We start from the raw sequence: 25689 nt of genomic DNA on the forward strand, positions 1-25689 counted from the left end.
CTGAGTTGACAGCTCGCGGGATGTCAACTACGGTTGACAACCGGATGCCGCGGGCCGCGGCATCCGTTCACTCCAGGAGGACGCGTGAGCGACGACATCCGCACCGCGATCGGCGCCCAGAGCGGTGAGCCGCTCGCCGAGCTGCGCCGGCTGCGCGCCCTGCACGCCGACCTCGCCCGCGCGGAGGCCGAGCAGGTGCGCCGCGCGCGCACCCAGGGCTATTCGTGGGTCGCGATCGCCGACGCCCTGGCCGTGAGCAGACAGGCCGTCCACAAGAAGTACGGTCGAAGGTAGGGCATTCGCCCACCTTCCCCACGAACGACAGGGAACCCCGCATGTCCACCACCCAGGCACCCTCACGCCGGGGCCGTCGCGCACCTCAAGAGGGTCCGCGCGCAAGCCTCAAGCAGCTGCTCCCCTTCCTCTTCGAGCACCGTCGCGTGCTCGTCATCGTCGCGATCCTGAGCGTCATCGGCGCGGCCGCGACCCTCGCCCAGCCGCTGCTGGTCGGCCTGCTGATCGGGCGCGTCGAGCATGGCGAGCCGCTCGGGATGCTCGTCTGGGGCGTCGTCATTCTGGTGGTCGTGGCATCCGTCATCTCCGGCTATCAGCACTATCTGCTGCAGCGCACCGGCACGGCGGTCGTGTACTCGTCTCGGCGCAAGCTCGTGGCGCGGATCCTGCACCTGCCGATCTCCGAGTTCGACGCGCGCCGAACGGGCGACCTCGTCTCGCGCGTCGGCACGGACACGACGCTGCTCTATGCGGTGCTCACGCAGGGCCTCGCCGATGCCGTCGGAAACTCGCTCATCTTCCTCGGGGCGCTCGTCGCAATGGCGATCATCGACCCCGTGCTGCTCGCCCTCATCGTGGTCGTCATCGGCGTCTCGATCACCGGCGTCGTGCTGCTGAGCGGGCGCATCCGCGAGGCGACCCGCGATCAGCAGGAACTCGTCGGGCAGCTCACCTCGGGGGTCGAGCGAGCAGTCGGGTCGATTCGCACGGTGCGAGCGTCGGGCGCCAGCGACCGCGAAGAGGCCGCGATCTCGGGTCTGGCCGAGGACACCTACGACCAGGGTGTGCGCATCGCCAAGGTGTCGGCCCTCATCGTGCCGATCGCCGGGATCGCGATGCAACTGTCGCTCCTGGTCGTGCTCGGCGTCGGCGGCCTGCGGGTCGCGTCCGGAGCGATCACGGTTGCGGCCCTCGTCACCTTCATCATGTTCCTGTTCATGCTGATCGCGCCCCTGGGATCGACCTTCGGCGCGATCACCTCGGTGAACCAGGCGCTGGGCGCACTCGGTCGCATCCAGGAGATCCTCGACCTGCCGACTGAGACCCAAGGCGACGCCCAGCTCGCGGAATCGGTCCGCGGTGCGGACGCACCCGTGGCCGGCGGTCCGGACGCCGGACTCTCCGCCGTCGCGATCGAGTTCCGCGACGTGCACTTCCGCTACCCGGAAGCCGTCGTCGCGGCCCGGCGCAAGGCCGAGTCCGAAGCGCTGGCCGTGCTCGAGAACGCGCACGTCGACACGTTCACCATGGCCGGCGATGTGAGCGTCGATGCCTCAGGGCTCGAAGCGGGGAACGCGCCCGCCTTGGCCCCCGGCGAGGTGCTGCGCGGCGTCTCGTTCTCGGTGCCGCGCGGCTCTCGCGTGGCGCTGGTCGGGCCCTCCGGAGCCGGCAAGAGCACGACCCTCGCCCTCATCGAGCGGTTCTACGACCCGTCCGGCGGCGCCGTCCTCATCGATGGCGAGGACGCCCGCACCATCGACCGCGACGGGCTCCGCGCCCGCCTGGGCTACGTGGAGCAGGATGCCCCGACCCTCGCCGGGACGATCGCGGAGAACCTGCGACTGGCCTCGCCCGAGGCATCCGATGCGGACTGCGAGCGCGTGCTGCGTGCGGTGAACCTCGGCGAAGTGCTCGAGCGGAGCCCGCTCGGCGTCGACGCCCCGGTCGGCGAGAGCGGTGTGATGCTGTCCGGCGGTGAGCGCCAGCGACTCGCGATCGCGCGGGCGCTCCTGGCCGCACCCCCGATCCTGCTGCTCGATGAGTCGACCTCGTCGCTCGACGGGCTCAACGAGCAGCGCATGCGCGACGCGATCGACGCGGTCGCCACCGGCCGGACGCTCATCGTGATCGCGCACCGCCTCTCGACCGTCGTCGACAGCGACCACATCGTCGTCATGGACCACGGGCAGGTCGTCGGCCAGGGCACGCACTCCGAGCTCGTCGAGTCCACGCCGCTGTACCGGGACCTCGCCCGCCACCAGCTCCTCGTCTGAGACGACGGATGCCTCGGCCGCCGCGGACGGCGGGCCGAGGCATCCGGAACCGTCGTCAGGCGCGCGCGGCGACCTTCAGGCGGTAGCGCAGGGCGGCGAGCTCGGCCTGGAGCGCGGCCGGGACCTTGCCGCCGAAACGGGAGTAGAACTCCTCGGTGAGATCGGCTTCGCGCGTCCACAGCTCAGGGTCGACCGCGAAGAGCTCGGCGAGGTCTTCCTCGGTGACCGTCAGCCCGTCGAGGTTGAGGTCCTGCACGCGCGGCAGCCGGCCGATCGCGCTGTCGACGGCGGGCACCTCGCCCTCGATGCGGCGGATGATCCAGTCGATGACCCGTGAGTTGTCGCCGAAGCCGGGCCAGAGGAAGCGGCCGTCGGTGCCGCGGCGGAACCAGTTGACCTGGAAGATGCGCGGGGCGCGGTCGAACCGCAGCTGCTGACCCACCTTGAGCCAGTGCGCGAAGTAGTCCGCCATGTTGTAGCCGCAGAAAGGCAGCATCGCGAACGGGTCGCGGCGCAGCTCGCCGAGCGTGCCCTCGGCCGCCGCGGTGCGCTCGGAGGAGATGTTCGAGCCCATGAAGACGCCGTGGGTCCAGTCGGTGGCCTCGACGACCAGCGGAACATTCGTGGCGCGGCGTCCGCCGAAGAGGATGCCGTCCAGCGGGAAGCCCGCCGGATCATCCCAGTCTTCGGCGATCTGCGGGCACTGCGCGGCGCCGACCGTGAAACGGGAGTTGGGATGCGCGGCGGGGCGCCCCATGTCGGGCGTCCAGGGGTTGCCCTCCCAGTCCGTGAGGTGCGCCGGCGGTACATCCGTCAGGCCTTCCCACCACACGTCGCCGTCGGGGCGCAGCGCGACGTTCGTGAAGATCGTGTTGCCCCACATGGTCTCGACGGCGGCGACGTTGGTCGATTCGCCGGTGCCCGGGGCGACACCGAAGAACCCGGCCTCGGGGTTGATCGCCCAGAGGCGTCCGTCGTCACCGGGGCGCAACCACGCGATGTCGTCGCCGATCGTCTCGACCCGCCAGCCCGGGATCGTCGGGCGGAGCATCGCGAGGTTGGTCTTGCCGCACGCCGAGGGGAACGCGGCGGCCAGGTGGTAGGCCTTGCCCTTCGGCGAGACGACCCGGATCAGCAGCATGTGCTCGGCGAGCCAGCCCTCATCGCGGCCGATCACGGAGGCGATCCGCAACGCGAAGCACTTCTTCGCGAGGATCGCGTTGCCGCCGTACCCCGAACCGTACGACCACACCTCGAGGGTGTCGGGGAAGTGCACGATGTACTTCTCGTCGTTGCACGGCCACGCGGCATCCTTCTCCCCCGGCTGCAGCGGCGCGCCGACCGAGTGCACGGTCCGCACCCACGGCGCTCCGCCGGCGATCTCGCGGAGCACGTCGGTGCCAACGCGGGTCATGATGCCGATCGAGGTGACGGCGTAGGCGCTGTCGGTGATCTGCACGCCGATGTGCGAGAGCGGCCCGCCGACGACGCCCATCGAGAACGGCACGACGTACATCGTGCGGCCACGCATGCTGCCCTCGAACAGCGGGGTGATCGTGGCGCGGATCTCGGCCGGGGCCACCCAGTTGTTGGTGGGTCCGGCATCGGTTTCGAGCTCGGATGCGATGAAGGTGCGCGCCTCGGTGCGGGCGACATCGCCCGGGTGCGAGCGGGCGAGGTACGAACCGGGCCGCCACTCCGGGTTGAGCTTGATCAGCTTTCCCTCATCCACCATCTGGCGCAGCAGCGCCTCGTTCTCGGTGCGCGACCCGTCGACCCAGTGGACGGATGCCGGCTGCGTCAGGGCCGCAACCTCGTCGACCCAGCGCACCAGCGCGGCGAGTCCCTCCGAGACGATGGCGGGGCGGCCGCCGGGGTCTGTGCGAGCGGGGGTTTCGGGGGCGAGAGCGGGACGGGCGGTGGGGCGGGTGAAGATGTCCGCGAGTGCCATGTCGATTCCTCTTCGATCGTCGGTCAGATCCGTGGCCTTCCTCCACTTTGCGAGAGTTCGGGCGGGATTGCTGGAGAAGTCCGCCTCAAGAAGTTGAATTCTTTCGTTATGCTCAAGGAATGCCCCCGACCTCTCTCGAACTGTCCACACTGGGCCACCGCATCCGTCACCAGCGGGTCTCGCGAGGCTTCACCCTGGACGAACTGGGCGAGCGGGTGGGGGTCGCCGGCAGCCAGCTGAGCCTCATCGAGAACGGCAAGCGCGAGCCCAAGCTCTCGCTCCTCCAGGCCATCGCCGACGCCACCGGAGCGGATGTCGCCGACCTCCTGTCGACCGAGCCGCCCAACCGTCGCGCGGCCCTGGAGATCGAACTCGAGCGGGCGCAGAACAGCTCGGTCTTCCGGCAGCTGGGCATCGCACCGGTCAAGGTGACCAAGGGCATGTCGGACGAGACGATCGAGACGGTGCTCGGGCTGCACCGCGAGCTGCAGCGCCGCGAGCGGGAGGCGATCGCAACCCCCGAAGAGGCCCGTCGCGCCAACACCGACCTGCGGGTACGGATGCGCGACCACGACAACTACCTGCCCGAGATCGAGAAGCTCGCCGAGAAGCAGCTCAAGCTCGCCGGACACGTCTCCGGCGCTCTCACGCACCGGACCGTCAGCATCATGGCCGCCCAGCTGGGCTTCGAGCTGATCTACGTCAGCGATCTGCCGCACTCGGCCCGTTCGGTCACCGACCTCGAGCACGGCCGCATCTACCTGCCGCCGGCCTCGATTCCCGGTGGTCACGGGCTGCGCTCGATGGCCCTGCAGGCTATGGCCCATCGACTGCTCGGGCACCGCCCGCCGACGGACTACGCCGACTTTCTGCAGCAGCGGCTCGAGATCAACTACTTCGCCGCATGCGGCCTCATGCCGGAAACGGCATCCGTCGCGTTCCTGCAGCAGGCGAAGAAGGACCGCAACCTCGCCGTCGAGGACTTCCGCGATGCGTTCGGGGTGACCCATGAAGCAGCCGGCATGCGGATGACCAACCTCCTCACCCGGCATCTCGGCATCCCGCTGCACTTCCTGCGCGTGGATGGCTCTGGGGCGATCTCGCGCGTCTACGAGAACGACGATCTGCCGCTGCCGATGGACGTCACCGGAGCGGTGGAAGGCCAGATCGTCTGCCGCCGTTTCCTCGCGCGGTCCGCCTTCGAAGAGCAGAACCGCACGACCGAGCACTACCAGTACACCGACACCCCCACCGGCACCTTCTGGTGCTCGACCCAGACCGGCACCACGTCGGCCGGCGAGTTCTCGATCACAGTGGGCGTGCCGTTCGACGATGCGCGGTGGTTCCGCGGGCGCGAGACCTCGAAGCGGGCCGCCTCGACCTGCCCCGACGAAGCGTGCTGCCGACGCCCGCAGGGCGATGTCGCGAGTCGCTGGCAGGGAAAGGCGTGGCCGAGCGCGCGCGTGCACATGCAGATGTTCTCGCCGCTCCCCCGCGGTGCCTTCCCCGGCGTCGACGACAACGAGGTCTACGACTTCCTCGACCGGCACGCGCAGGGCTGAGGACCGGATGCCGCGGGTCAGCCCGTGATGAAGGCGCGGTAGCGGTCGAGGGCGGCGCCGATCTCGGCATCCGTGGCCGCCTCCGGGCTGAAGAGCTCAGGGATCGGGTCGTCGGTGTGGCGGCCCATCGCGACCGAGTGCGTCCACACGCCGACGATCTCGCCGCGCGCGACGAGGATCGGACGGACGATCCCGTTCATGGCCGGGCCAATCGCGTGGAGGAACTCCGGGGCGCACGGCACCGAGCGATCGACGTAGGAGAGGTAGTACTCCTCGAAGGGCGGCAGCGCCACGACATCCGCCGCGGCGGCGCTGCGCCGAGGTGCCGGTCCTGCGACGACGTACTGCGGTTCGGGCTGGTCGTCCACGATCTTCAGGCGATCGGATGCCGCTTCCGCCGCAGCCCGCGACATCCCGAGCGGCAGTCCCGACCACCACGCGAAGTCGCGCGCCCCAGCAGGGCCGTGCGAGGCGATGTAGCGGACGAAGAACTCGGCGAGCGGGTCGGCCGGGGACGCGGCATCCGTGATCCACTCGTCGAACAGCACCCAGAGCTGCTCGCGGCTCGGCCCGCCCGTGCGAGCCACCACTGGCCCCTGGCAGAGCACGAGCCGGGTCGAGAGAGCGTAGAGCAGGTGGTAGCCGCGCTGGCCGGCGGTCGAGATGCCACTGGCCTCGAGCACCGCGAAGACGTCCTTCCGGGCGAGGCCGTTGCCGCCGCTGAGTGCCGTGCGCACGGCACGCTCGGCGCGGACGACCTCGGCGGCATCGATCCCCTCGGCGCGGTGCACGCGCGCGGCCTTGTCGAGCTGACGCTGGCCGGTCACCGACAGCACCCACGCAAGGTCGCGCGCCGGGATGATGTGGATCGTGCCGCGCATCGTCCACGACCGCACGATCTCGCCCCGGTCGAAGGCTGCATCGACGTCGCTCAGGGTGGGAGATCCCTTGCTGCGGGCGGAGAGCGCGAGTCGACCGCCCCAGAACTCCTGAGCCTGGGTCGCGAGCATGTGCGCGGCCGCCTCGGTGATCGTCGGGGCAGGCGCGCTCAGCCGATGCGACCGCAGCCGCTCGAGGCGGAGGGTCGCGTTATCCATGTGCTCATTGTGCTCCGAGCCGACGACAGCGCGCGGTCTCGACGCGGTCCCTGAGCCGTCCGAGGGGTCCGCGGCGCTTCGACAGGCTCAGCGACCTGTGCTTTCGCAACCGCGGGATGACGCATGATGAAGGGACGCACCGTGGGCAGCAGACTCCACGATCACCCTTGGAGAACTCATGCTCATCGCCCTCTGGATCCTCAACGCGCTCCTCGCGCTCGCCTTCCTCGCCGCCGGCACGATGAAGCTGGCGCGCTCGAAGCCCGCCCTCGCTGCAGCCGGCATGAGCTGGGCCGACGACTACAGCACCCCGCGGATCAAGTCCATCGGCGCCGCGGAGGTCGTCGGCGCGTTCGGGCTGATCCTCCCGCTCGCCACCGGCATCGCGCCGATCCTCGCMCCGATCGCCGCGACCGCGCTGGCGGTCCTGATGATCGGCGCGGTCGTGACGCACGTCCGCCGCAAGGAGAACACGACCCCGTCGCTGGTGCTGGCGATCCTGTCGATCGCGAGCGCGGTGCTCGGGTTCCTCGTCCTCGCGTAGGTCCCAAGACCCCCGAGAAACCACTTCCGCGCTGAGACACCACGCACCGCGTGATGTCTGGGCGCGGTTGTGGTGTTTCGGCGGGATTGTGGTCCCGAGGGCGGCGCGGCGCTTCGACAAGCTCAGCGACCGGGTTCGGCTCAGCGACCGGGTTCGGCTCAGCGACCGGGGTTCGGCTCAGCGACCGGGTTCGGCTCAGCGACCGACGTCAGCCGGTCAGTGCGGGTTCGGGGTGAGCGTGTACTTCGTCTGCAGGTACTCGTGGATGCCCTCTGCACCGCCCTCGCGACCGAGGCCCGACATCTTCCAGCCGCCGAACGGCGCGGCCGCGTTGGAGACGACCCCCATGTTGAGGCCCATCATCCCGGTCTCGAGCCGGTCGATCATCCGCTGTCCGCGCGAGAGGCTCTCGGTGAACACATACGACACGAGTCCGTACTCGGTGTCGTTCGCGAGGCGGACGGCGTCGTCCTCGGTGTCGAACGGGATGATCGCCAGCACCGGCCCGAAGATCTCTTCACGGAGGATGTCGCTGCCGGGCTGCACGTCGGTGACGACGGTCGGCTCGTAGAAGGTGCCCGGCCCGTCGATGGCCGAGCCACCGGTGCGCACCTGCGCACCGCGGGCGACGGCATCCGTCACCAGCGACGAGGCCTTCTCGACCGCCGCGCCGTTGATGAGCGGACCGATCGCGACCCCGTCCTCGGTGCCGCGGCCGATCTTGAGCCCCTGGACGCGCTCGGTCACGCGCCGGGCGAACTCGTCGGCCACCGAGCGCTGCACGATGAACCGGTTCGCCGCGGTGCAGGCCTGGCCGACGTTGCGGAACTTCGCGAGCATCGCACCGTCGACAGCCTTGTCGAGGTCGGCGTCTTCGAACACGACGAAGGGCGCGTTGCCGCCGAGCTCCATCGACGTGCGCAGCACACCCTGCGCTGCCTGCTGCATGAGCCGCTGCCCGACCTGCGTCGAGCCGGTGAAGGAGAGCTTGCGCAGCCGCGGGTCGCGGATGATCGGCTCCGACACCGCGCCGGACGTCGATGTGGTGAACACGTTCACCACCCCTGGCGGCAGCCCGGCGTCTTCGAGCAGCTTCGCGAAGTAGAGGGTGGTGAGCGGCGTGAGCTCGGCCGGCTTGATGACCACCGTGCAGCCCGCGGCGAGCGCGGGGGCGATCTTGCGGGTCGCCATCGCCAGCGGGAAGTTCCATGGCGTGATCAGGAAGCACGGGCCGACCGGATGCTGCGACACGATCATGCGACCGGTGCCCTCGGGGTTCGGCCCGTAACGCCCCTGGATGCGCGCGGTCTCCTCGCTGAACCAGCGCACGAACTCGCCGCCGTAGACCACTTCGCCGCGGGCCTCGGCGAGCGGCTTGCCCATCTCGATCGTCATCAGCAGGGCGAAGTCCTCCTTACGCTCCTGCAGCAGGTCGAACGCGCGACGCAGCAGCTCGGCGCGCTCGCGCGCGGGGGTCGCCGCCCACGCCGGGAACGCCGCCGCGGCGGCATCGAGGGCGGCCTTGCCATCGGCGGGCGAGGCATCCGCGATCTCCTTGACGACCGTCCCGTTCGCGGGGTCGTAGACCTTGAGCGTCTTGCCGCCCTCGGCGGCCCTCCACTCGCCGCCGATGAACAGCGCATCAGGCACGCGCGCCAGCAGCTCGGTCTCACGGTTGTCGGTCATGGGGACCCCTTCGTCGGGCGGACGGATGCGAGTGGTCGCCGTCCATGGTCTGGCTCGGTGCCCATTCTGCCCGCGCGACGGGCGCGGAGCGATGTACACCGCGTACATCGACCCCCACTGCATTGTGCGACGCGGATACCGGATGCCGCGGCATCCGTCCCCCGGCGCCGGCAGGGTCAGGCGTCAGAAGACGTCGTCGACGAAGGCCACGTTGTACACCGCGATGCGCTGCGGCACGTCGGCGAACGCCTCGGCCCGCGCATCCGACGCGAGATACGCCTTCTCGGTCGCGAGGAACGCCTCTTCGTCGCCTTCGGCGCTGACCGCCCAGACGAACTCGTTCGTCGCGCGCAGCCCGTAGGCGAAGTCGATCGCGAACCCGGCCGCGGGGCGGACCTTCGGCATCCACTCCTGCCACCACGCCAGGAATGCGTCGTATTCGCCATCGACCAGGGTGTACCGCCGCAGTTGGATCGTCCTCATCCCTGCATCCTCCCACGCAGGCCGCCCTCGTATACTCGGAGCGTCCGGCGGAGTGTCACTCCCGTCGATGTCCGAAAAATGGGCACGAGCCGCTCGAGTCGAGCGCGAGACACATACGGAATCCCTGCCGGCTCGCACCGGCCGCCGCTCCCCGCAGGGGCGCGGCACGATCACCGTCCCCGTGTCAGAAGGCTCCGTCATGTCCACGGTCTCCGCCCACATCGCCCGCACGCTCGCCGCCCACATCGACCACGTCTTCGGTGTCATGGGCAACGGCAACGCCTACTTCCTCGACGCGCTCGAGCAGTCGAAGCGCGTGACCTTCACCGCCGTGCGGCACGAGGCCGGCGGGGTGGTCGCCGCCGACGCGTATCATCGCGCCTCGGGGCGTCTCGCGGTCGCGACCGCGACCTATGGCGCCGGGTTCACCAACACCCTGACCGCCCTCGCCGAGGCCGTCCAGGCGCATGTGCCCCTCGTCCTGGTGGTGGGCGACGAGCCCACCTCGGGCCGGCGACCGTGGGGCGTCGACCAGATCGCGCTCGCGTCGGCCGTGGGTGCGCGCACCTACACCGCGGGACGCACGGATGCCGCGGCCACGACCGTCCTCGCGATCGAGCATGCCCTCACCTACCGGGTTCCGACCGTGCTCGCGATCCCGTACGACATCGCCGCGCTCGAGGCCGGACCCGTTCCGGTGGCGCCGGAGCCGCGAATTCCCGAGCCCCTCGCGCCGCACGGCCCCTTCGCCCACGGCGCGATCCGCGACCTCGCGCAGGCGCTGGCCGAGTCGTCGAAGCCGTTCCTCCTCGCCGGCCGCGGGGCGTGGCTCGCGGACGCCGGGACGGCGCTGGGCGAGCTCGCCGCGCGCACCGGAGCGATCACGGCCGGGACGGCCCTCGGACGCGGCATCTTCCCGGAGTCCGAGTTCGACCTCGGCGTGACCGGCGGATTCGGCGCCGAGGGCGCGATGGAGCTGATCCGCGAGGCCGACGTCGCCGTCGTGTTCGGGGCGTCGCTCAACCAGTTCACGATGCGCTTCGGCGAGCTGTTCGCCCCCGGAACCCGGGTGTTCCAGATCGACACGGCGCCCACCGCGACGCATCCGCACGTCGGCGGGTACATCCGCGGCGACGCAGCAGTGGTCGCCCAGCGGCTCCTCGATGAGCTGACGTCGCAGGGCTCGGCGTCGACCCGATGGCGGGAGTCGGTCGACCTCGCCGGGGTGCGCTCCTATGACTCCGGCGTGGGGATCGCACCCGACGGGCGCCTCGACCCGCGGTCGGTCGCGGTGCGGATCGGCGAGCTGCTGCCCGCGGATCGGGTCGTCGTGTCGGACGGCGGGCACTTCATCGGCTGGGCGAACATGCACTGGCCGGTCGCGTCCCCCGACCGCATGATCATGGTGGGCACGGCGTTCCAGTCGATCGGGCTCGGCCTGGCGTCGGTTCCCGGCGCGGCTCTGGGCAAGCCCGACGCGACGATCGTGCTGACCACCGGCGACGGCGGCGCGCTCATGGCGCTCGCCGACCTCGAGTCGGCCGTGCGGGTCGCGCGCGGCCGGGGCCTCGCGGTGGTGTGGAACGACGCCGCCTACAGCGCCGAGGTCAACCTATACGGCCTCAAGGGGCTCGCGATCGAGCCGATGCTCATCCCCGAGGTCGACTTCGCCGGCTTCGCCCGGGCGGTCGGCGCGGAGGGCGTGGTCGTTCGTTCGCTCGCGGATCTCGATCGCCTGGAGTCGTGGGCGGCGGAGGATGCGGCATCCCGCCCCTTCCTGCTGCTCGACTGCCGCATCTCGGGCGCGGTGATCGCGCCGTACCAGCAGGAGATCATCCGCGTGAACTCCTGACGGGGCCCAGGGCGACCGATCCCTCGCGCGGTCGAAACCGCCACACGCGCCCGCCCGCAACGACCGCGACTACCGGTTCGACCGCGCGAACGTAGGGCAGGCGACGGATGGATGCCGCAGCTCACGCCCCGCGGAACTCCGGCTTGCGCTTGGCCTGGAACGCGGCGAAACCCTCGCGGTAGTCCGCGGTGTCGCGCAGCGACTCCTGCCCGCGCGACTCCTCGGCGACGACACGCCACAGCCGGTCGTCGCGCAGGATGTCAATGAGCCGCTTCGACGCGAGAAACGCCCGCGTCGGACCCGCGGCCGCACGCGCCGCGCGCTCTCGTGTGAACGCGAGCAGTTCGTCGCGGGGCACCGCCCGGCTGAACAGCCCGGCCGCCACCGCCTCGGCCCCGCTCATGAGGTCACCGGTGAAGATGAGGTCCAGCGCCCGGTGCGCGCCCAGTCGCTCGTAGAGCAGCGCGTGACCGCCCGAGTCGAGCAGAGCGCCGATGTTGACGAACGGCGACCCCACCTTCGCGTCCGAGGCGAGGTAGACGACGTCGGTCGCGATCGCGAGGCCGAGCCCGACACCGAGGCACGCACCCTGCACGGCCGCGAAGGTGGGCGCGGGGAACGCGGCGATCCGGCGCATGACGCCTTCGACCGCCCCGAGGTATCCCGCCACGTCGTCTGTGGCCGGGTCGACGCCGGCGATGTCGCGGCCCGCACAGAACGCGCGCCCCTCCCCTCGCAGCAGCAGCGCGCGGACGCCGGATGCCTCGGCACGCGCGTACGCGGCATCCAACTCCCCCAGCGCCTCGAGCGAGAGCGCGTTGAGCTTTTCTGGGGCGCTGAGGGTGATCTCGGCCACATCGTCGGCGATCGCGAGGTCGATCACGGGCACTCCTATACGTCGTAGTCGACCACGACCGACTCGGTCGTGGGGTGGGATTGGCAGGTCAGGACGTAGCCGCGGTCGAGCTCGTCGGGTTCGAGGGCGTAGTTCTGCGTCATGGAGACGGAGCCGGTGACGAGACGTGCACGGCATGTGCCGCACACTCCGCCCGCGCAGGCGAACGGCACGTCGGGGCGCACCCGCAGTGCGGCATTCAGGATCGACTCGTGCGCCGACACCGGGCTGTCGACCGTCGACGACTGGCCGTCGAGGGTGAACTCGATGCGGCGGACGGGCTCGTCCTCGCGCACCACCACCGGGCGCCCCGCCGACGGCTCGGGGCGATCACCTTCGCCCGTCGTGAAGAGCTCGTAGCGGACGTGCGCGGTGTCGACCCCGATGTCGTCGAGGGTGTCGCGGCAGAGCTGGACCAGCTCGAAGGGGCCGCAGAGGAACCACTCGTCCACGGTCTCCGGCAGCACGAGGACATCGAGGATCCGGCGCAGCCGGGCCTCGTCGATGCGGCCCGACAGGAGCGGGGCCGAGCGCTGTTCGCGGGAGAGCACGTGGTGCAGCGCGAGCCGTGTCGGGTAGCGGTCCTTGAGGTCGGCGAGGTCTTCGAGGAACATGACGTCGGTCGTCGAGCGGTTCGTGTAGACGAGGGTCACCCGCGATGTCTCGGACCTCGCGAGGACCGTGGCGGCGAGCGCCATGAGCGGCGTGATGCCCGATCCCGCGGCGATCCCAGCGACGTGCGCGCCATCGAGATCGGCGAGCGTCGAGGTGAAAGTGCCCTGGGGGCTCATCACGTCGATTTCGTCGCCTGGGCGAAGCTCGGTCTGCGCCCAGGTCGAGAACCGGCCGCCCAGGTCGCGCTTGATGGCGACACTGATCGAGCCGGGTGCGGGCGGGCGGCACAGCGAATACGAGCGCCGCACCTCGTGTCCGTCGAGGTGGGCGCGAAGCGCGACGTGCTGCCCCGCGAGGTAGGCGAACTCGCCCTGCAGGCGCTCGGGGATCTCKAACGTCACCTCGACGGCGGCCTCGGTGAGGGGTCGCACCTCGGCCACCCGGAGCGCGTGGAATCGGGCACGCTTGCGTGCGGGCGCGGTCGGGCCGCCGACCGCGCTCGCCAGCAGCGCATCGGCGACCTGAGCCGCGCCCTGTGGTTCGCCCGGTTGCTGAGCCTGTCGAAGCACACCAGCCGGTCGAAGGGTCGCGCCGGAGGGCGCCGCGAACGGCGCAGGGAACGGTGCGGCCATCAGTGCACCTTGAAGTGGTCGAAGGGCTCGAGGCACGCGCGGCATTCGTACAGCGCCTTGCAGGCCGTCGACCCGAAGCGGGCGACCTCACGCGTGTCGAGCGACCCGCAGCGCGGGCACTTCACGGCAAGCTGCACCCGGATCACACCGCCGACCGACCCGCGCCCGCTCGGCGGCGCGATGCCGTAGTCGCGCAGCTTCGTCTTGCCCGCCTCGCTCATCCAATCCGTCGTCCATGCCGGAGCGAGCGTGAGCCGCACATCCACCTCGTCGAATCCCGCCCCTTTGAGCGCGAACACGACGTCGTCGCCGATCGCTTCGATGGCCGGGCACCCGGAGTAGGTCGGCGTGATGGTCACCGTCACGCGGGACCCGTCGACGGCGACGTCGCGGAGCACTCCGAGATCCTCGATCGTGAGGACGGGCACCTCGGGGTCGGGGATCGCCGCGGCGATCGCCCAGGCGCGTGCTGTGGCGGTCACCATGTCGCCCCCGGATGCTGTCGCGCGAGCACCTGCAGCTCTGCGAGCAGGAACCCGAGGCCCGGGAAGTGCACGCCGCGTCGGCCTCCGGCCGACGAGCTGGGCCCCTGCGGCACGTCCAGCCGCGCCTCGGCGAACACGGCATCGATCACCGTGTCGAAGCGCGCGCGCAGGCTCGATGGCCGCACCGCGACTGTGTCAATACGAGAGATGAGCGGTTCGTCCCGGAAGAGCTCGCCGACATACGGCCACACGTCGGCGATGGCGCGCACCATCCGTCGTCTCGATTCTTCAGTGCCGCCGGCGAGTCGCAGCGTCCACTGCACGGCGTGGTCGCGGTGGTACTCGACCTCCTTCACCGCCTTCGCGGCGATCGCCCCCAGCGTCTCGTCGGTCGACCCTGCCAGCGCCGAGTAGAGCTCGAATTGATAGACGGATGCCGCGAGCTGGCGTGCGATCGTCTGCGCGAAGTCTCCGTTGGGCTGCTGGAAGAGCCACGCGCAGCGGAAGTCGGGCTCATCGCGCCAGTAGGCGAGGTCGTCCTCGGTGCGCCCGTCGTACGTGCCGGCGTAGCGCAGCAGGGACCGGGCGTGACCGAGCAGGTCGAGCGCGATGTTCGCGAGCGCGACGTCTTCTTCGAGCTCGGGCGCGCGCGCGATCCACGCGCCCAGCTGCTGCGAGAGGATGAGCGCGTCGTCGCCGAGCCACAGCGCGTACTCGGCGACATCGGCGCTCGCGGCGCGACCGCCCTCACCCGCGAGCTCCGCGGACAGTTCGATCTGCTCGACGGTGACATTGCCGTGCGGGTCGGTCTCGGTCACAGGTGCGGCACCCCCTCGGACGCCGTGTAGTAGACGGCGTGGCGATAGTTCTTGCCCGCAGGACTCTCGAAGAACGCGCCCTTCGAGTCGGGGTCGCTCGTCGTGATCGCGTCGGCGGGCACCACCCACACCGACGTGCCTTCACCGCGACGCGTGTACACATCGCGCGCATTGCGCAGCGCGAACTCGGCGTCGGGTGCGTGCAGCGATCCGGCGTGCACATGGCTGAGCCCACGGCTCGCCCGCACGAACACCTCCCACAGCGGCCACGTCTCGCGGTCGGAACCGCCCGGAGTCGCCATCATGCCACCGCCCCTTCGACAGGCTCAGGGACCGGGGAGAAGCGCTCGGACTGCTTGCGGGCGTATTCGGCCGCCGCTTCGCGCACCCACGCGCCGTCCGCATGGGCGTCCCGTCGGTTCCTGATGCGCTCCGCATTCATGGGCCCGCGGCCCGCGAGCACCTCGTGGAACTCGGTCCAGTCGATCTCGCTGGTGTGCCAGCGCTTCGCGTCGTCGTCCCACCGCAGCTCGGGGTCGGGGAGCGTCACACCGAGCACCTCGGCCTGGGGCACCAGCATCCCAATGAACCGCTGGCGCAGCTCGTCGTTCGAGAACCGCTTGATCTTCCACGCCGTCGACTGGGCCGAGTTGGGCGACTGGTCATCCGGCGGACCGAACATCATGAGCGACGGCCAGTACCAGCGGTTCACGGAATCCTGTGCCATCTCCTGCTGCGCGGGCGTGCCCTGCATGAGTGAGAGGAGGATCTCGAAGCCCTGACGCTGGTGGAACGACTCCTCCTTGCAGATGCGCACCATCGCGCGTCCGTAAGGTCCGTACGACGCGCGGCACAGCGGCACCTGGTTGCAGATCGCGGCGCCGTCGACGAGCCAGCCGATGGCGCCCATGTCTGCCCACGTCGGCGTCGGGTAGTTGAAGATGGACGAGTATCGGGCGCGTCCGGCGATGAGCTGGTCGGTCATCTCGTCGCGCGTGATCCCGAGGGTCTGGGCCGCCGAGTAGAGATAGAGCCCGTGGCCGGCCTCGTCCTGCACTTTCGCCATCAGGATCGCCTTGCGCTTGAGGCTCGGGGCGCGCGTGATCCAGTTGCCCTCGGGCTGCATGCCGATGATCTCGGAGTGGGCGTGCTGCGAGATCTGGCGGATGAGCGTGCGACGGTAGGCCTCCGGCATCCAGTCCCGCGGCTCGATGCGCTGTTCGGCGGCGATGAGCGCGTCGAAGACCGCCTGCTCGGCGGCCTCATCCTGTGGTTCAACAGGTCGAAGGGCGGCTGTGGTCATCATCGACTCCTCATTTACAGACCGTTCGTTCAGTAAAGTGTACTCCATGCCCTGCCACGATCCCGCGGGGCTGTCAGTCGGCGGTTCGGTCGGTGGTGAGGGATCGGCCGCGGAACTCCGCGACCACGTCGCCGATCTCGTCAGTGACGGTGACGTCGTACAGCCCGGTCCGGCCGCTCACGGTGCGGCGGACGGCCTCCGCGGTGAGCGTCTGCCCTGCGCGGGTGGCCTTCAGGAAGGTGATGTCGGCGCCGGCGGCCACCGTCACACGCTCGTCCTCGTTGCACGCGATCGCGAAGGCCGTGTCTGCCAGTGCGAACACGAGTCCGCCGTGCGTGATGGCGAAGCCATTCGTCATGTCCTCGCGCACACGCATGGACACGACCGAACGTCCAGGTTCATCGACCTCGACGACCATGCCGAGGGCGGCGGATGCCTGATCCCGCTGCATCATCGGACGCACGGTCATGCCTCCACCCGTTCGAGCTTGTCCGCCCGGTCATCGAGCTTGTCGAGATGCTTCGCCACCAGCGTGAGCACGTCGTAGGTCGCGACGATCTCGTCGCGCTGGTTGAGGATCACGGCATCCCACCGCACTTCTCCGTACTCGTCAGTCTCGCGCGGCGTGATCTCCTTCGCCGTCAGCACCACGCGGATCTCGTCCCCCGGGGACACGGGAGTGATGAAGCGGAGGTTCTCGAGTCCGTAGTTGGCGAGCACGGGACCGGGATCAGGGTCGACGAACAGCCCGGCCGCCCAGGAGACGAGCAGATAGCCGTGTGCGACGCGACCCGGGAAGAACGGGTTGGCCGCGGCGGCCTCCTCGTCCATGTGCGCATAGAACGTGTCGCCGGTGAAGTGCGCGAACGTCTCGATGTCGTCGAGCGACACCGACCTCGACGCGGACGCGATCTGGTCGCCGATGCGCAGCTCATCGAGCGACTTGCGGAACGGATGCCGGTCGCTGCGTGCGGTGGCACCCTGGTGCCACACGCCGGTGAGGGCGGTGAGCATCTCCGGAGACCCCTGCAGGGCGGTGCGCTGCATGTGGTGGAGGACGGCGCGGATGCCGCCGAGCTCCTCGCCACCGCCGGCGCGGCCCGGTCCACCGTGCACGAGGTGCGGCACCGGCGAGCCGTGCCCGGTGGAGGTGCGCAGGTCGTCGCGGTCGAGGAACAGCAGTCGCCCGTTGAAGGCGCCGATGCGGGCGAGCAGAGTCGCGGCGACCGCCGGATCGCTGGTCGCGACGCTCGTCACGAGCGAGCCGCCGCCGAGGGCCACGAGGTCGCCGGCCTCGTCGACCGTGTCGTACGCGAGCACGCTCGCGACGGGTCCGAACGCCTCTATCTCGTGCACGGCGGCAGCCGAGGCATCCGTGAATCCGATGAGGAGGGGCCCGAGGAAGGCGCCGTCCGGGGCGTCGCCCGTCGTGCCGTCGGCGCGGACGACCTCGGGCAGGTCGGTCGAGCCCAGCAGAACGCGGCCGCCCGCCGCTTCGAGCGCCGCGACGCTGCGGAGCACCTCGTCGCGCTGCTCGCGCGAGACGAGCGGTCCCATCGTCACGGTCTCCGCATGCGGGTCGCCGATCACGACGCGTTCCGCGATCTTGGCGGAAAGGGCGGCGACCAGGGCATCGACCGAGCCCGCCGGCACGATCGCGCGCCGGATCGCGGTGCACTTCTGGCCGGCCTTCGTCGTCAGCTCGACCAGCAGCTGCTTCACGTAGGCGTCGAACTCCGGCGTGCCGGGCGTAGCGTCCGGACCGAGCACGGAGGCGTTGATCGAGTCCGTCTCGCTCGTGAACCGCACTCCCCCCGCCGCCTGCTCGCGCAGCTTCGCGGCGGTCGACGCGCTTCCGGTGAACCCGACGAGGTCGCCGAGCCGAAGGTGGTCGAAGAGGCCAGGAACGCTCCCCGACACGAGTTGCAGCGACCCGGTGGGCAGCAGGCCGGACTCGACGAGGATCCGCACCCAGGCCTCGGCGACGTAGGCCGTCGGTGTCGCCGGCTTCACGAGGCTCGGGACTCCGGCGAGGAACGCGGGCGCGAACTTCTCGAGAGCGCCCCACATCGGGAAGTTGAAGGCGTTGATCTGCACCGCGACGCCGGGGAGGCGGGTGTACACGTGCCGGCCGAGGAACGACCCGTCCTTTGCGAGCGACTCCACCGGACCGTCGAGGTACACCTGCGCGTTCGGCAGCTCGCGGCGGCCCTTCGACGAGTAGGTGAAGAGCACGCCGATGCCGCCGTCGACATCGCTGAGCGAGTCGCGCACCGTCGCACCTGCGCGCTTCGAGAGCTCGTAGAGCTCCTCCTTGCGCGCCGTCAGCGCGATGCCGAACTGCTTCAGCAGCAGCGCGCGCTCGTGAAACGTGAGCGCGCCGAGGCTCCGCTGGCCGACCGTGCGCGCATACTCCAGTGCGCCGGCGAGGTCGAGCCCGTCAGTGCTGAGACGAGTGACCTCCTCGCCCGTCGAGGCATCCCGCACCGTGGCCCCCTTGGTCCCTGAGCCCCCCACGGTCCCTGAGCCTGTCGAAGGGCCGGCAGGGCTCCACCACGCATCCTGCACGTAGCTCGGCAGGACCTCGATCCCTGTGCTCACTGTTCGCTCCATTCGTAGAATCCGCGGCCGGTCTTGCGGCCCAGGTGTCCATCGGCGACCATCCGCCGCAGCAGGTCGGGAGGCGCGAACCGGTCGCCCAGTCGGGCGTGCAGCTCCTCGGCGATCCCGAGGCGGACGTCGAGCCCGACGAGGTCGGTCGTGCGCAGGGGACCGATCGGATGCCGGTAGCCGAGTTCCATCGCCAGGTCGATGTCAGTGGCCGAGGCGACTCCCTCCTCGAGCATGCGGATCGCCTCGAGCCCGAGCGCGACGCCGAGGCGGCTCGACGCGAATCCTGGGCTGTCGCGCACCACGACGGGCACCTTGCCGAGCGCGGCGACCCATCCGCGGGCGGCGACGACGAGGTCGGGCGCAGTGGCGCGCCCCACCACGATCTCGATGAGCTCCGACGCCGGAACCGGGTTGAAGAAGTGCAGGCCGAGGAAGCGGTCCGGGCGGGCGAGGCCGAGCGCGAGGTCGTCGATGGAGATCGAGGAGGTGTTCGTCGCGAGCACGGAGTCCGCACCGAGCACTCGCTCAGCGCGTCCGAGCGCGTCGGCCTTGAGCGCGCGATCTTCCGGCACCGCCTCGATGACGAGCCCGCAGCCGGCGAGCGCCGCGGCATCCGCCCCCGTCTCGATGGCAGCGGTCAGGCCGGCGAGGTCACGCGTCGTGCCGCCGCGCTGCACGCTGCGATGCAGACTCTCGAGCACGCGAGCGGATGCCGCGGCCGCGGCATCCGCGTCCCTCTCGATGACGACGACCGAGGCGCCGGCGAGCGCGAAGGCGTGCGCGATGCCCGCGCCCATGCGTCCACCGCCGATCACGCCGACGTGGGCGGGCACGGCAGGCGCCGTGTCTTCGCCGGGCGTGCGGGTCATCGCTTCCGCCTCTCCAGGAACGCGGTCATTCGCCGGTGCTTCTCGGGGCTCTCGAACAGCTCGGCCTGCAGTTCGAGCTCGATGGTGGGGTGCGCGTCGGGTGCGGCGCGCAGCGCCGTCTTGGTGTGGCGGGTGGCGAGCGGGTCGTTCGCGGCGATGCGGTCGGCGAGCGCGAGTGCCGCGTCGAGGAGTGCGTCGGGTTCGTGCAGCGACGAGACGAGCCCCCACGCGAGGGCGTCGTCGGCATCCAGAATCCGACCGGTCAGCAGCAGCTCTGTCGCACGCGCCTCGCCGACGATCTCGGGCAGTCGCCAGGTGGCGCCGGCGGCGGCGATGATGCCGAGTCCCGTCTCGGGGTTGCCGATCCGCAGCCGCGGCGTGCCGATCCGCAGGTCTGCGGCGTAGGCGAGCTCGGCACCGCCGCCGAGCGCCCAGCCGTCAAGCGCGGCGATGACCGGCATCGGGAGCGCGCGGACGCGCTGGAACGCGCGGGTGTTGATGCCGCGGCGCGCGTCGTCGGAGCGCCGGTCCCGCAGCTCGGCGATGTCGGCGCCCGAGGCGAAGACGCCTCCGGCACCGATCAGGATGAGCGTGCGCGGCCGTTCTTCGAGTTCAACGCACAGGGCGTGCAGTTCGTCGACCATGGTCTGGTCGATCGCGTTGCGCACCTCGGGTCGGTCCAGCGTCGCCACCACACGGTCGTCGCGGCGCTCGATGCGCAGCGCGTCGGACATCGTCATCCTCTCGTCATCCGCTCCGGTGCGGACGAGTCGCTTGAATATCTAACCGATCGTTCAGTAATAGCAGATCGACGGCCCTTCGCCAAACACGCCCCGCGACGCCGCTCCCGCGATCCGCCCGCGCTCGCTTCGGAGCGGAGTGTCAGACTGGACCCGTGCCCGACCCGACCACCGCCCCACCGGAGCGCATCGCCGCGCCCCGTCGCGGTCGCCCGGGCTACGACCGCGACCAGGTGCTCGAGATCGCGGTCGCGCTGTTCAACGAGCAGGGCTACGACGCGACATCCGTCGCCGACCTCGCGACCCGGCTGGGACTGACGAAATCGGCCCTGTACCACCACTTCGATTCGAAGGAGCAGCTCCTCGCCCTCGCCCTCGACGAGGCGCTCAGCCGGCTCGAGGGCGTCTTCGACGAGCCGGACGCCCGCGAGGGCTCCCCGGCGGAGCGCCTCGGCGCCGTGCTGCGCGGGGCCGTCCGCGTGCTCGTGGACCGGCTCCCCTACGTCACGCTGCTGCTCCGGGTCCGCGGCAACAGCGCTGTCGAGCGGGCCGCGCTCGAGCGACGCCGCGCGTTCGACCACCGCGTCACGGCGCTCGTCGTCGAGGCGCAGCGGGCCGGGATCGTGCGGGACGACATCGACGGGCCGGTCGCCACCCGCCTCATCTTCGGCATGGTCAACTCGATCGTCGAGTGGTACCGCCCCGGCGGCCCCGTCGATCGGGAGCGCCTCGCCTACGACGTCGTGACGATGGCGCTCGACGGGATCCGCACGCGCTGACGACACCCCGCCAGCGGTCCCTGAGCGTGTCGAAGGGTCCGCAGCGCTACGCCAAGCTCAGCGACCTGTGCTCGGCTGCGCGAGCATGTGCTGCGCAAGGAACGCCGTGAGCTCGTCCGTCGCGGTCAGCGGCAGCACCGCCGCCACGTACTGATCAGGGCGCACCACGACGACGACACCGTCGCGGGACAGACCACGTTCGGCGAAGATGTCCACACTGTTCCACGCGCTGGGGCCGGCGGCGTAGACCTTCTCCCAGTCGGTCAGACCCAACGGGCCCGTCTGAGGCAGGAACGCCTTCGGCACCCGCGAGATGTCGACCTCCTCGAAGCGCTGCTGGTAGATCGCCTTGACGTCGAACACGACGTCGACGTCCGCGCCGACGGGGGTGAACCGCGCCACCGGTGACTCCGGCGACGACAGCCACTCCGCCCACGAGGCGAGCGTCGACGGTTCGCCTGCTGCGGGAGCGTCGGCGAAGGCGTAGATGCGCCAGCGTCCGTCGGCCTTGGCATGGTGACCGAGGTGCACGACGTTGCCGTCGCACACGCGCACCACCTCGGCGGATTTGAACCGCTTGCCGAGGGGAAATCCCTCCGCGAGCGCCTGGTGCGCGGCATCCGTCACGATCATCGACTCGCCGTATTGGGTCATGAAGCCGGAGGGGAACTCGGCGGTCGCGAGGTAATAAGTGGCGAGGTCCTGGGGGTCGGTGATCTCTTCAGGCTTGCGGGCCATGAGCGAGGACCACTCCTTGTCGAAATCGATAAGCTGCTGGGCGACGGGCTGCCGCTCGGCGGAGTAGGTCGCCAGCAGCGACTCGGGGCTGCGGCCGGTGAGCACCGCGCCGAGCTTCCAGCCGAGGTTGAAGCCGTCCTGCATCGACACGTTCATGCCCTGCCCCGCCTTGGCGCTGTGGGTGTGGCAGGCGTCACCGGTGAGGAAGACGCGAGGGGTGCGGTCCGAGCCCTCGGGCACGTCGTCGAACTTGTCGGTGATCCGGTGGCCGACCTCGTAGACGCTGTGCCAGGCAACCTGCTTCACGTCGATCGAGTACGGATGCAGGATCTCGTTCGCCTTGCGGATGATCCCCTCGATCGGCGTCTGGCGCACGCGGTGGTCGTCATCGTCGGCCACGGCGCCGAGGTCGATGTACATGCGGCTGAGATAGCCGCCCTCGCGGGGGATGTGCAGGATGTTGCCCGCCTCGGCGTTGATCGCGCATTTCGTGCGCCAATCGGGGAAGTCGGTGTTGACGAGCACGTCCATGACGCCCCACGCGTGCCGCGAGATGTCGCCCACGTGCGTGCGCCCGATCGCCTCTCGCACGCCGCTGCGGGCGCCGTCGCACCCGGCGACGTACTTCGCACGCACCGTGCGCTCCTCCCCTGCCCGCGCTCCGGCGGTGTGCCGCACGCGCACCTCGACCGGGTACTCGCCCCCGTCCTCAACCGTGAGGCCGACGAATTCGACGCCGTAGTCCGGGACGATCCGGCCGGGTCCGTGCGCGGCGGCTTCGGCGAAGTAGTCGAGCACGCGCGCCTGGTTCACGATGAGGTGCGGGAACTCGCTGATCTTGAACGCGTAGTCCTCGGTGCGCGCCGTGCGGATGATGTTCTTCGGATTCTCCGGATCAGGGGTCCAGAAGTTCATATAGGCGATGTTGTACGCCTCGGCGACGATGCGCTCGGCGAACCCGAAGGCCTGGAACGTCTCGACGCTGCGCGGCTGGATGCCGTCCGCCTGACCGAGCACGAGACGCCCGTCACGGCGCTCGATCATGCGGGTCGTGACCTCCGGGAATTGCGACATCTGCGCGGCGAGGAGCATCCCCGCGGGGCCGGATCCGACGATGAGCACATCCATCTCGTCGGGGAGATCGGCGGGGCGATCGAGGCCGGCGCCCGACGCGTCCTGGACGCGGGGCTCGCCGGACACGTAGCCGTGGTGGTGGAACTGCATGGGATGTCCTCCGGACGACACTGTGGAGATGGCCTTGCGGGGTGGAGCGCCTCGTTCTATATTCGAACGGGACGTTCTACTATTGAACAGATCGTATACGTTCCGCGTGAGGCACGCAAGAGGAGATCGCCATGACGGATGCCGCGACCACCGTGCCGCCCTCGCAGACGCTGAGCCGCGGCATCCGGATCCTGGAGATCCTCGCCGACGCGCGTGAGCCGCTGTCGATCGATGAGACCGCCCGGCGACTGGGCGTACATCGCTCGGTCGCCTATCGCCTGCTGCGCACGCTGGAGGATCACAGGCTGGTGACGCGCGACAGCGCGGGACTTATCCGGCTCGGGGCCCGGATGGCGGCGCTGGCCGCCGGAGTCGCACACGATCTGCAGGCTGGGGCCCTGCCCGAGCTGACCGCCGTGGCGAACGAGCTCGGCATGACGTGCTTCCTCACCGTGCTCGACCACGACGAGTGCATCACGCTCGCGAGCGTCGAGCCGCGACACGCGATCGCCTCGGTCGCCCAGCGACCGGGTGCGCGTCATCCGATCACCGTGGGCGCCCCCAGCAAGGCCATCCTCTCGGCGATGGCAGCGTCCGATTGGCCCGTCGAGGTCGGTGACCGGCTGCGCTCCGAGATCGCCCAAGCCGCGGAGCGGGGCTGGGCGACGAGCCATGACGAGGTCATCCCGACGGTGCAGGCGGTGTCGGTGCCCCTGCGCCTGCGCGGTGGGCAGCGCCCGGCGGCCATCGCCGTCGTGCACGTGTCGAGCCCGGTCGATCCCGCGGCGATCGCTGCGCGCCTGGAGCGGTCGGCCGCCGCCATCCGCGAAGCGCTCGGCGGCTGATCCCGCTCAATCGCAAGTGCTCAGGCGACCTGCAGCACCGACGCGAGCACTTCGTCTGCCCAGGCGACCGCCAGGTCGCTCGGCAGATCACGGCTCGACGCATCGTGCCGACCGTAGCGGCCGATCCGCTGAGCGCCGAACTCGGCAAGCATCTCGTCGATGATCTCGCTTCCGCGGCTGTAGTTCTCATAGGTGTGGTCACCGAGGCCGAACATCGCGTAGCGCAGGCCGACGAGATCCGGGCGCCCGCGTTCCAAGCGCTCGTAGAAGGGCTTCACGCTCTCAGGAAGGTCGCCCTCCCCGTGCGTGGAGCAGACGATGAGATGGAGCGCCTCCGTGTCGACCGACATCGGTTCGACGTCCTGCAGATCCGCGACCTCCACGTCGTGTCCACTCCGAGCGAGCGAGTCGCTCACGTCCTCGGCCACCATCTCGGCGTTCCCGCTCTCAGTGCCGAACATCACGAAGATCTTCATGCCGGGTCCTTCCTCTCCTGGAGGCTCGATTCGACGCGCGCCAGGACGGCGGCGTGCTGGGCAGGGTCTCTCAGCTTGCGGCGGCACCGGCTCGGTCCCGCCGCGGTGCGCTCCAGATCGTCGATCGCGCGCCACAGCGCCACCCCCGTGCGTCCGCCCCGCGCGACCGACGGGAGCGCATCCAGGCCACCTCGCTCGGGCAGGGGCGGCACGGCGGCGACCCGCTCCGCGACGTCGCGGGCACGGGAGCGCTGTTCGGGGATGGTTCCCCGCGCGCCGGTTGCCAGCCATCCGGCGGTGATGAGCCGGGCGTCTTCGCGGAACGACTCGGACTCGAACCCGACGGCGGTGATGACGGTGTCGGTGGGAATCGTGAGAAGTGCTCCGGACTCATCCGCGACGTCGATCCCCACCACCCGCTGATCGCCTCGCACGGCGACGGGTGTCCGACCGAAATGCAGCACAATGTCGACGCGGGCCGACCCCGTCCGCTCGACGCCGACGATGTGGGAGAGGCCGGCGCGGCGCGCTGCCTGGTCTCCGCCGGCGACATGCACCTCAGCGCCGTCGATGTCCAGGATCTCCTTCAGCATCGCCTCGTCCCAGCGCGGCCGCCAGCCGCGAGCGACGAGGTCGATCCGGCGGACCGGCGACGGCACGATGGTCGACAGCAGGTCATCGTCGAGGTCAGAGCCCTCGAAGTCGGCGGGCGCCTTCGCCAGGAGGCGCACGACGTCGAGCGCGACGTTGCCCGCCCCGACGACGACCGGCGTCACACCGATCCTGGGCTCCGCGTCGAACTGGTCCGGATGCCCGTTGAGCGCTCGTGTGAATTCGCCGGAGCCCACAACGCCGGACAGCCGCGACCCCGGGATGCCGAGGTCGCGGTCACGGCTGAGCCCCGTCGCCATCACGACGACGTCGAAGGCCTCACGAAGGTCGTCGACGGATACCTCGCCGCCGACGTCGACGCCGGTGATCAGGGTGACCTGCGGAGCATCGAAGACTCGCTCGAATTGCCGGGAGACAGCCTTCGTTCCTTGATGATCGGGAGCGACCCCGTGTCGAATGAGGCCGAACGGCACCGACAGCCGCTCGAGCAGGACCAGCTCGGCGTCGGGAAGTCTCCGGATGATCGCCTGGGCGCTGTAGCACCCGGCTGCGCCGGCACCCACGATCGCGACCTTGGTCATG

24 protein-coding genes are annotated in these 25689 nt (G+C 70.3%); 7 read left to right on the top strand and 17 right to left on the bottom strand.

Annotation, left to right across the window (positions count from 1 at the left end):
* Window positions 1–84 precede the first annotated feature (84 nt).
* Both ACXJ3V_RS09235 and ACXJ3V_RS09240 read left to right on the top strand, forming a co-directional pair.
* Window positions 85–294 (top strand): AsnC family protein, encoded by a 210-nt coding sequence (locus ACXJ3V_RS09235; protein WP_457099996.1) that lies wholly within the window; start codon window positions 85–87, stop codon window positions 292–294.
* Window positions 295–335: 41 nt separating this feature from the next.
* Entirely contained in the window at window positions 336–2288 is a 1953-nt protein-coding gene (locus tag ACXJ3V_RS09240) for an ABC transporter ATP-binding protein (protein WP_457099997.1), read from the top strand.
* Between the two features lie 55 nt (window positions 2289–2343).
* Here the strand turns inward: ACXJ3V_RS09240 and ACXJ3V_RS09245 are convergent, their stop codons facing one another.
* On the bottom strand, window positions 2344–4239 hold the full coding sequence (locus tag ACXJ3V_RS09245; protein WP_457099998.1) for a phosphoenolpyruvate carboxykinase (GTP): 1896 nt from the start codon (window positions 4237–4239) through the stop codon (window positions 2344–2346).
* Between the two features lie 119 nt (window positions 4240–4358).
* Here ACXJ3V_RS09245 and ACXJ3V_RS09250 point away from each other — a divergent pair, with 119 nt between their 5' ends.
* Entirely contained in the window at window positions 4359–5801 is a 1443-nt protein-coding gene (locus tag ACXJ3V_RS09250) for a helix-turn-helix domain-containing protein (protein WP_457099999.1), read from the top strand.
* Window positions 5802–5818: 17 nt separating this feature from the next.
* On the opposite strand, the gene ACXJ3V_RS09255 is transcribed toward ACXJ3V_RS09250, so the two are convergent.
* Window positions 5819–6898: a winged helix DNA-binding domain-containing protein gene (locus ACXJ3V_RS09255; protein ID WP_457100000.1), complete on the bottom strand. Its 1080-nt coding sequence runs from the start codon at window positions 6896–6898 to the stop codon at window positions 5819–5821.
* Window positions 6899–7076: 178 nt separating this feature from the next.
* On the opposite strand from ACXJ3V_RS09255, the gene ACXJ3V_RS09260 reads away from it, so the two are divergent.
* Entirely contained in the window at window positions 7077–7442 is a 366-nt protein-coding gene (locus tag ACXJ3V_RS09260) for a DoxX family protein (protein ID WP_457100001.1), read from the top strand.
* A 216-nt stretch (window positions 7443–7658) separates the two neighbouring features.
* Here ACXJ3V_RS09260 and ACXJ3V_RS09265 read toward each other — a convergent pair whose 3' ends face one another.
* Complete coding sequence (locus ACXJ3V_RS09265; protein WP_457100002.1) at window positions 7659–9128, bottom strand: NAD-dependent succinate-semialdehyde dehydrogenase; 1470 nt, start codon at window positions 9126–9128, stop codon at window positions 7659–7661.
* 183 nt (window positions 9129–9311) lie between these two features.
* On the bottom strand, window positions 9312–9611 hold the full coding sequence (locus ACXJ3V_RS09270; protein WP_457100003.1) for a hypothetical protein: 300 nt from the start codon (window positions 9609–9611) through the stop codon (window positions 9312–9314).
* A gap of 199 nt (window positions 9612–9810) precedes the next feature.
* Between ACXJ3V_RS09270 and ACXJ3V_RS09275 the strand changes: the two genes are divergently transcribed.
* Window positions 9811–11463, top strand: a complete 1653-nt coding sequence (locus ACXJ3V_RS09275; protein ID WP_457100004.1) for a thiamine pyrophosphate-binding protein — start codon at window positions 9811–9813, stop codon at window positions 11461–11463.
* A 121-nt stretch (window positions 11464–11584) separates the two neighbouring features.
* Here ACXJ3V_RS09275 and ACXJ3V_RS09280 read toward each other — a convergent pair whose 3' ends face one another.
* The 10 genes from ACXJ3V_RS09280 to ACXJ3V_RS09325 all read right to left on the bottom strand — a co-directional run bounded on the left by ACXJ3V_RS09280 (window position 11585) and on the right by ACXJ3V_RS09325 (window position 20433).
* The gene (locus tag ACXJ3V_RS09280; protein ID WP_457100005.1) at window positions 11585–12346 is read right to left on the bottom strand and encodes an enoyl-CoA hydratase/isomerase family protein; all 762 of its coding nucleotides are present in this window, start codon (window positions 12344–12346) and stop codon (window positions 11585–11587) included.
* An 8-nt stretch (window positions 12347–12354) separates the two neighbouring features.
* Window positions 12355–13605, bottom strand: coding sequence for a 1,2-phenylacetyl-CoA epoxidase subunit PaaE (paaE, locus tag ACXJ3V_RS09285; protein WP_457100006.1), 1251 nt, complete (start codon window positions 13603–13605; stop codon window positions 12355–12357).
* On the bottom strand, window positions 13605–14090 hold the full coding sequence (gene paaD, locus ACXJ3V_RS09290; RefSeq protein WP_457100007.1) for a 1,2-phenylacetyl-CoA epoxidase subunit PaaD: 486 nt from the start codon (window positions 14088–14090) through the stop codon (window positions 13605–13607). Before paaD ends, paaE begins: the two co-directional genes overlap by 1 nt.
* Window positions 14084–14908, bottom strand: a complete 825-nt coding sequence (paaC, locus tag ACXJ3V_RS09295) for a 1,2-phenylacetyl-CoA epoxidase subunit PaaC (RefSeq protein WP_457100008.1) — start codon at window positions 14906–14908, stop codon at window positions 14084–14086. The genes paaD and paaC overlap by 7 nt, the downstream gene beginning before the upstream one ends.
* Window positions 14905–15210 (bottom strand): 1,2-phenylacetyl-CoA epoxidase subunit PaaB, encoded by a 306-nt coding sequence (paaB, locus tag ACXJ3V_RS09300; protein ID WP_457100150.1) that lies wholly within the window; start codon window positions 15208–15210, stop codon window positions 14905–14907. Before paaB ends, paaC begins: the two co-directional genes overlap by 4 nt.
* The gene (paaA, locus tag ACXJ3V_RS09305) at window positions 15210–16211 is read right to left on the bottom strand and encodes a 1,2-phenylacetyl-CoA epoxidase subunit PaaA (protein ID WP_457100009.1); all 1002 of its coding nucleotides are present in this window, start codon (window positions 16209–16211) and stop codon (window positions 15210–15212) included. Before paaA ends, paaB begins: the two co-directional genes overlap by 1 nt.
* Before the next feature lie 73 nt (window positions 16212–16284).
* Entirely contained in the window at window positions 16285–16680 is a 396-nt protein-coding gene (gene paaI / locus ACXJ3V_RS09310; protein WP_457100010.1) for a hydroxyphenylacetyl-CoA thioesterase PaaI, read from the bottom strand.
* On the bottom strand, window positions 16677–18824 hold the full coding sequence (gene paaZ, locus ACXJ3V_RS09315; RefSeq protein ID WP_457100011.1) for a phenylacetic acid degradation bifunctional protein PaaZ: 2148 nt from the start codon (window positions 18822–18824) through the stop codon (window positions 16677–16679). The genes paaI and paaZ overlap by 4 nt, the downstream gene beginning before the upstream one ends.
* Window positions 18809–19693, bottom strand: a complete 885-nt coding sequence (locus tag ACXJ3V_RS09320; RefSeq protein ID WP_457100012.1) for a 3-hydroxyacyl-CoA dehydrogenase family protein — start codon at window positions 19691–19693, stop codon at window positions 18809–18811. Before ACXJ3V_RS09320 ends, paaZ begins: the two co-directional genes overlap by 16 nt.
* Window positions 19690–20433: an enoyl-CoA hydratase/isomerase family protein gene (locus ACXJ3V_RS09325; RefSeq protein WP_457100013.1), complete on the bottom strand. Its 744-nt coding sequence runs from the start codon at window positions 20431–20433 to the stop codon at window positions 19690–19692. Before ACXJ3V_RS09325 ends, ACXJ3V_RS09320 begins: the two co-directional genes overlap by 4 nt.
* A gap of 155 nt (window positions 20434–20588) precedes the next feature.
* Here ACXJ3V_RS09325 and ACXJ3V_RS09330 point away from each other — a divergent pair, with 155 nt between their 5' ends.
* Complete coding sequence (locus tag ACXJ3V_RS09330) at window positions 20589–21212, top strand: TetR/AcrR family transcriptional regulator (RefSeq protein WP_457100014.1); 624 nt, start codon at window positions 20589–20591, stop codon at window positions 21210–21212.
* Window positions 21213–21269: 57 nt separating this feature from the next.
* Here the strand turns inward: ACXJ3V_RS09330 and ACXJ3V_RS09335 are convergent, their stop codons facing one another.
* Window positions 21270–23174 carry an FAD-binding monooxygenase gene (locus tag ACXJ3V_RS09335; protein ID WP_457100015.1) on the bottom strand — a complete coding sequence of 635 codons (1905 nt, stop codon included), beginning with the start codon at window positions 23172–23174 and terminating at the stop codon, window positions 21270–21272.
* 131 nt (window positions 23175–23305) lie between these two features.
* On the opposite strand from ACXJ3V_RS09335, the gene ACXJ3V_RS09340 reads away from it, so the two are divergent.
* Window positions 23306–24019 carry an IclR family transcriptional regulator gene (locus tag ACXJ3V_RS09340; RefSeq protein ID WP_457100016.1) on the top strand — a complete coding sequence of 238 codons (714 nt, stop codon included), beginning with the start codon at window positions 23306–23308 and terminating at the stop codon, window positions 24017–24019.
* A gap of 20 nt (window positions 24020–24039) precedes the next feature.
* Here ACXJ3V_RS09340 and ACXJ3V_RS09345 read toward each other — a convergent pair whose 3' ends face one another.
* Both ACXJ3V_RS09345 and ACXJ3V_RS09350 read right to left on the bottom strand, forming a co-directional pair.
* Window positions 24040–24495: a flavodoxin domain-containing protein gene (locus ACXJ3V_RS09345; RefSeq protein WP_457100017.1), complete on the bottom strand. Its 456-nt coding sequence runs from the start codon at window positions 24493–24495 to the stop codon at window positions 24040–24042.
* Window positions 24492–25688 (bottom strand): FAD-dependent oxidoreductase, encoded by a 1197-nt coding sequence (locus ACXJ3V_RS09350; RefSeq protein ID WP_457100018.1) that lies wholly within the window; start codon window positions 25686–25688, stop codon window positions 24492–24494. The genes ACXJ3V_RS09345 and ACXJ3V_RS09350 overlap by 4 nt, the downstream gene beginning before the upstream one ends.
* Window position 25689: the final 1 nt, after the last annotated feature.

It is taken from the genome of Microbacterium sp. P5_E9, assembly GCF_054049175.1.